This is a genomic window from Streptomyces pseudogriseolus (genome assembly GCA_002154585.1).
GTDB classification, from domain to species: Bacteria; Actinomycetota; Actinomycetes; order Streptomycetales; family Streptomycetaceae; genus Streptomyces; species Streptomyces pseudogriseolus.
The window spans coordinates 1-5,899 of record MUNG01000277.1 but is presented as its reverse complement, the minus strand read 5'-3'; the positions used below and the strand labels follow the sequence as shown (position 1 = coordinate 5,899).

At 73.2% G+C, this 5,899-nt stretch carries 4 protein-coding genes and 1 riboswitch; of the genes, 1 reads left to right on the top strand and 3 read right to left on the bottom strand.

The window, feature by feature from the left end:
- Positions 1-325 precede the first annotated feature (325 nt).
- Positions 326-700, bottom strand: coding sequence for a PRC-barrel domain-containing protein (locus tag CCN29_RS23245; RefSeq protein ID WP_031016298.1), 375 nt, complete (start codon positions 698-700; stop codon positions 326-328).
- A 113-nt stretch (positions 701-813) separates the two neighbouring features.
- Positions 814-909: riboswitch (glycine riboswitch) on the top strand.
- A 173-nt stretch (positions 910-1,082) separates the two neighbouring features.
- On the opposite strand from CCN29_RS23245, the gene gcvP reads away from it, so the two are divergent.
- Positions 1,083-3,968: an aminomethyl-transferring glycine dehydrogenase gene (gcvP, locus tag CCN29_RS23240; RefSeq protein WP_086684224.1), complete on the top strand. Its 2,886-nt coding sequence runs from the start codon at positions 1,083-1,085 to the stop codon at positions 3,966-3,968.
- A gap of 75 nt (positions 3,969-4,043) precedes the next feature.
- Here the strand turns inward: gcvP and CCN29_RS23235 are convergent, their stop codons facing one another.
- Together CCN29_RS23235 and modB are read right to left on the bottom strand one after the other, a co-directional pair.
- Positions 4,044-5,108 carry an ABC transporter ATP-binding protein gene (locus tag CCN29_RS23235; protein ID WP_031016303.1) on the bottom strand — a complete coding sequence of 355 codons (1,065 nt, stop codon included), beginning with the start codon at positions 5,106-5,108 and terminating at the stop codon, positions 4,044-4,046.
- Between the two features lie 2 nt (positions 5,109-5,110).
- Positions 5,111-5,899, bottom strand: a 789-nt coding sequence (modB, locus tag CCN29_RS23230) for a molybdate ABC transporter permease subunit (protein WP_107481727.1), incomplete at its 5' end; no start/stop codon positions are given.

The window sequence follows — 5,899 nt, the reverse complement described above, 5'->3', positions numbered from 1 at the left end:
CGACCCGGCGCTCGAGGCGGCGGAGCCGTTGCCGTTGGTGGAGGGGGTGGGGTGAGGTGAGCCTGCCGGCTGGGCTGTGGCTGTCACGGGGCGGTTCGCAGCACCCGTGGGCCCTGGGCCGGGTGGGGTCGGTGTCGTTGTCGGCGGGCCGAGGGTGGGGGCTGGGCGCGCCGTTCCCCGCGCCCCTTTGGGGCGTGGCTGTCACGGGGTGTTCGGTGTCCGTGGTTCCTTGGCTGGGTGGGTTCGGTTTCGTTGGTCGGCGGATCGTGTGTGGGGGTTGAGCGCGCAGTTCCCCGCGCCCCTTCGGGGGCGCGGGTGCCGCGAGTCATGTGTGTTCCTCCTGGCCTGCCAGCTTGCCGAAGTCGTGGTCCGGGAGCGGGGGAGGGGCGCCTACGTCCAGGCCGTAGTGGTGGTAGAGCTGGAGTTCCTGCTCCGGGGACAGATGGCGGCCGACGCCGAAGTCGGGGGCGTCCTTGATGAGGGACCGTTCGAACGGCACGTGCAGCGTTCCGTCGATCAGCTCGCTGGGTTCCAGGGGCACGAAGGCGTCCCGGCTGAACAGGCCGGTGCGTATCGCCGCCCACTCCGGCGCCCCGGTGGCGTCGTCGAGGTAGACCTCGTCGATCGTCCCGATGCGCGTGCCGTTGCGGTCGTACGCCTTGCGGCCGATGAGGTGACGCGGGTCGATGTCGGTCTGCACAGGCCCTCCACTCCTCGCAAACTCATCCGTAAGCACCACAAAAAGGCACAATCGGCGGAACGGCCACTCGAAAGCCGGGGTCCGGACCTCGCTGGTACGCTGACAACGGCTGCTGACCCCGTGCGGGAGAGTCCTCCAGGCACCACCGGAGGCGCCGAAGGAGCAAATCCTCCCCGGAATCTCTCAGGCACACGTACCGCACGGACGAGGTCACTCTGGAAAGCAGGGCGGGTGTCGACGGCTTCCGCTCTCACCGACGGTGAAAACCGGTCCGCCCCGGCGTTCCGGTGAAACTCTCAGGTTGAGATGACAGAGGGGGAGGCCGTCCGGGCACCCGTGTCGTGGTGCCCCTCGAAGGTCGTCGGACCAGGAGGCCTCCTCAATGACCGCCCCCCGTACCCCGCTCTCCGAGCTCGAACAGGGAATCCCCTTCGAGCAGCGCCACATCGGCCCCGACCACGAAGCCCGGGCGAAGATGCTGGCCCAGGTGGGCTACGGCTCGCTCGACGAGCTGACCGCCGCCGCCGTGCCCGACGTGATCAAGAACGCCCACGCGCTGGACCTGCCCGGCGCCCGCAGCGAGGCCGAGGTGCTCGCCGAGCTGCGCGGCCTCGCCGGCCGCAACCAGGTCCTCGGCTCCATGATCGGCCTGGGCTACTACGGCACCTTCACCCCGCCGGTGATCCTCCGCAACGTCATGGAGAACCCCGCCTGGTACACGGCCTACACGCCGTACCAGCCGGAGATCTCGCAGGGCCGGCTCGAGGCGCTGCTGAACTTCCAGACGATGGTCGCCGACCTCACCGGTCTGCCCACGTCCGGCGCCTCCTTGCTCGACGAGGGGACCGCCGCCGCCGAGGCGATGGCGCTGTCCCGGCGCATGGGCAAGAACAAGAAGGGCCTCTTCCTGGTCGACGCGGACGCGCTGCCGCAGACCGTCGCCGTCATCGAGACCCGCGCGGAGCCGACCGGCGTGGAGGTCGTCGTCGCCGACCTGAGCGACGGCATCCCCGCCGAGCTCGACGGCCGGGAGATCAACGGCGTCCTGATCCAGTACCCGGGCGCGTCCGGCGCCGTCCGGGACATCAAGCCGGTCATCGACCAGGCGCACGAGCGCGGTGCCCTCGTCACCGTCGCCGCCGACCTGCTCGCCCTGACCCTGCTGAAGTCCCCCGGCGAGCTGGGCGCGGACATCGCGGTCGGCACGACGCAGCGCTTCGGTGTCCCGATGGGCTTCGGCGGCCCGCACGCCGGCTACATGGCCGTCCAGGACAAGATGGCCCGCAGCCTGCCCGGCCGCCTCGTCGGCGTCTCCGTCGACGCGGACGGACACAAGGCGTACCGCCTGGCGCTCCAGACCCGCGAGCAGCACATCCGCCGCGAGAAGGCCACCAGCAACATCTGCACCGCGCAGGTGCTGCTCGCCGTCATGGCCGGCATGTACGCCGTCTACCACGGCCCCGAGGGCCTGCGGACCATCGCCCGGCGCACCCACCGCTACGCCGCGATCCTCGCCGAGGGGCTGCGCGCCGGCGGCGCGGAGGTCGTCCACGGCTCGTACTTCGACACCCTCACCGTGCGGGTCGCCGGCCGGGCCGCCGAGGTGGTCGCCGCCGCCCGCGACCACGGGGTGAACCTGCGCCTCGTCGACGCGGACACCGTCTCCGTCGCCTGCGACGAGACCACCACCCGCGACCAGCTCGCCGCCGTGTGGCGCGCCTTCGGCGTCGAGGCCGACGTCGCGGCCCTGGACGCCGCCGCGGCGGACGCCCTGCCGGACGCGCTGCTGCGCACCGACGACTACCTGACCCACCCGGTGTTCCACCAGCACCGCTCCGAGACGGCCATGCTGCGCTACCTGCGCCGTCTCGCCGACCGCGACTACGCGCTCGACCGCGGCATGATCCCGCTGGGCTCCTGCACCATGAAGCTCAACGCGACCACCGAGATGGAGCCGGTCACCTGGCCCGAGTTCGGCCAGCTGCACCCCTTCGCGCCCGCCGAGCAGGCGCAGGGCTACCTCACGCTCATCCACGAGCTGGAGGAACGTCTCGCCGAGGTCACCGGCTACGACAAGGTGTCCCTCCAGCCCAACGCAGGCTCCCAGGGCGAGCTGGCCGGTCTGCTCGCCGTACGCGGCTACCACCGCGCCAACGGTGACGAGCAGCGCACCGTCTGCCTGATCCCGTCCTCCGCGCACGGCACCAACGCCGCGTCCGCCGTGATGGCCGGCATGAAGGTCGTCGTCGTCAAGACGTCCGACGACGGCGAGATCGACGTCGAGGACCTGCGCGCCAAGATCGAGCAGCACCGCGACGAGCTGGCCGTGCTGATGATCACGTACCCGTCGACGCACGGCGTGTTCGAGGAGCACGTCGCCGACATCTGCGCCCAGGTCCACGAGGCCGGCGGCCAGGTGTACGTCGACGGCGCCAACCTCAACGCGCTGGTCGGCCTGGCCAAGCCCGGCCACTTCGGCGGCGACGTCTCCCACCTGAACCTGCACAAGACGTTCTGCATCCCGCACGGCGGCGGCGGTCCCGGCGTCGGCCCGGTCGGCGTGCGCGCCCACCTCGCACCGTACCTGCCGAACCACCCGCTCCAGCCGGAGGCCGGACCGGAGACGGGCGTCGGGCCGATCTCGGCCGCGCCGTGGGGCTCGGCGGGCATCCTGCCCATCTCCTGGGCGTACGTCCGTCTCATGGGCGGCGAGGGCCTGAAGCGGGCCACGCAGGTGGCCGTGCTCAGCGCCAACTACATCGCCAAGCGCCTGGAGCCGCACTACCCGGTGCTCTACACCGGCCCCGGCGGGCTCGTCGCGCACGAGTGCATCATCGACCTGCGCCCGCTCACCAAGGCGACCGGCGTCACCGTCGACGACGTGGCCAAGCGGCTCATCGACTACGGCTTCCACGCGCCGACGATGTCCTTCCCGGTGGCCGGCACGCTGATGATCGAGCCCACCGAGTCCGAGGACCTCACCGAGCTCGACCGGTTCTGCGAGGCGATGATCGCCATCCGCGCCGAGATCGAGAAGGTCGGCTCCGGCGCGTGGCCCTCGGACGACAACCCGCTGCGCAACGCCCCGCACACGGCGTCCGCGCTCGGCGGGGAGTGGGAGCACGCCTACAGCCGTGAGGAGGCCGTGTTCCCGGGCGAGGTGAGCGCCGCCGACAAGTACTGGCCGCCGGTACGCCGCATCGACCAGGCCTACGGCGACCGCAACCTGGTCTGCTCCTGCCCGCCGCTGGACGCGTACGAGGACTGATCGCACGCGCGAGTGAGGGGCCCCGCCCGGTGACCGTGACGGTCCCGGCGGGGCCCATGCCGCGTAACGGGGCCGTCAGGCCGGATAGGCGTGCGTCTGCGTAGCCTTGACCGCCGCCCAGACCGGTGCGCCCGGGTGCAGGCCCAGCTCGGCCACGGCGACGGCGGTGAGGTCGGCGGCCAGGGGCAGTTCGCCGGTCAGCTCCACGCGGATCTGGTCGCCGTGGCTCTCCAGCCCCGCCACCTCGCAGCGCCACAGGTTGCGCGCGCTGGAGCCGGTGGGCCGGTCCCGGTAGAGGGTGACGGCGCCGGGCGGGAAGGCGACGAACGCCGGCCCGGACAGGTTCTCCGTGGTGCTCACCTCCGGCCCCGCGTCGAGCCGCACCGTGTGACCGTCCGCCCGCCCGCGGTAGAGGTTCAGCCCGACGAGCTGGGCGATGTACTCGGTGCGCGGGTGGCGGGCGATGTCGGCGGGGGCGCCCTCCTGCACCACCCGGCCGTGCTCCACCACGACGAGCCGGTCGGCCAGCACCATCGCGTCCAGCGGGTCGTGCGTCACCAGGACCGCGACGGCTTCGAAGTCGGCGAGGTGGCGGCGCAGCTGCGCCCGGACCTCCAGCCGGGTGCGGGCGTCCAGGGCGGCGAGCGGCTCGTCCAGGAGCAGCAGCCGCGGATCGGTGGCCAGGGCGCGGGCGAGCGCCACGCGCTGGGCCTGCCCGCCGGAGAGCCGCCGGGGCTTGGCGCCGGTGTGCCCGGCCAGCCCCATCCGCTCCAGCCACGCGGCGGCCCGCGCACGGGCCTCGCTCTTGCCGACGCCCCGGCAGCGCGGTCCGAACGCCACGTTGTCCAGGGCGGTCAGGTGCGGGAAGAGCAGGTAGTCCTGGAAGACGACGCCCACCGGACGCGCCTCGGGCGGGGTGCGGGCGAGGTCCGTGCCGTCCAGGCGCAGATGGCCGTCGCTGAGGGGCGCGAGGCCGGCGAGGGCCCGCAGGGCGGTGGTCTTGCCCGCCCCGTTCGGGCCGAGCAGGGCGACGACGTCACCGGGGGCGGCCGTGAGCGCGATGTCGAGGCGGAAGGAGCCGCGCTCGACGACGAGGTGCGCGTCCAGGCCCTCGGACGGGGGCGCGGGGTGCTTCGGCACGGTCAGACCGCCCTCGTCCAGCGCTCCCGCAGCCCCGCCAGCACGGCCACGGACACCGCCAGCAGCACCAGGCTGAGGGCGATCGCGGCGGCCGGGTCGTTCTGGAGGGCGAGGTAGACCGCGAGCGGCATGGTCTGGGTGCGGCCGGGGAAGTTCCCGGCGAAGGTGATCGTCGCGCCGAACTCGCCGAGGGCGCGCGCCCAGGCCAGCACGGCGCCCGCCGCGACGCCCGGGGCGATCAGCGGCAGGGTGACCCGGCGGAACGCGGTGAAGCGGGACGCGCCCAGGGTGGCCGCCGCCTCCTCGTACCGCGGGTCGGCGGCCCGCAGCGTGCCCTCGACGCTGATCACCAGGAACGGCAGCGCCACGAAGGTCTCCGCGAGGACGACACCGGCGGTGGTGAACGGCAGGGTGACGCCGAACCACGCGTCCAGCCACCGGCCCACGACGCCGTTGCGGCCCAGCGCCAGCAGCAGGGCGACACCGCCGACCACCGGCGGCAGCACCAGCGGGAGCGTCACCAGGGCGCGCACCAGGCTCCGCCCGGGGAAGTCGGTACGGGCCAGCAGCCAGGCCAACGGCACGCCGACGACCAGGCTCAGCGCCGTCGCGCAGGTCGCGCACACCAGCGACAGGCGCAGCGCGTCCCACACGGCGGGGCTGGTCAGCTGCTCGGGCAGGTCGCGCCAGGGCGCCCGTACGACGAGGGCCAGCAGCGGCACGAGAAGGAACGCCAGGCCGACCAGGGCGGGCGCGAGCAGGGCGAGCGGGACACCGCGGCCGGGGGAGCG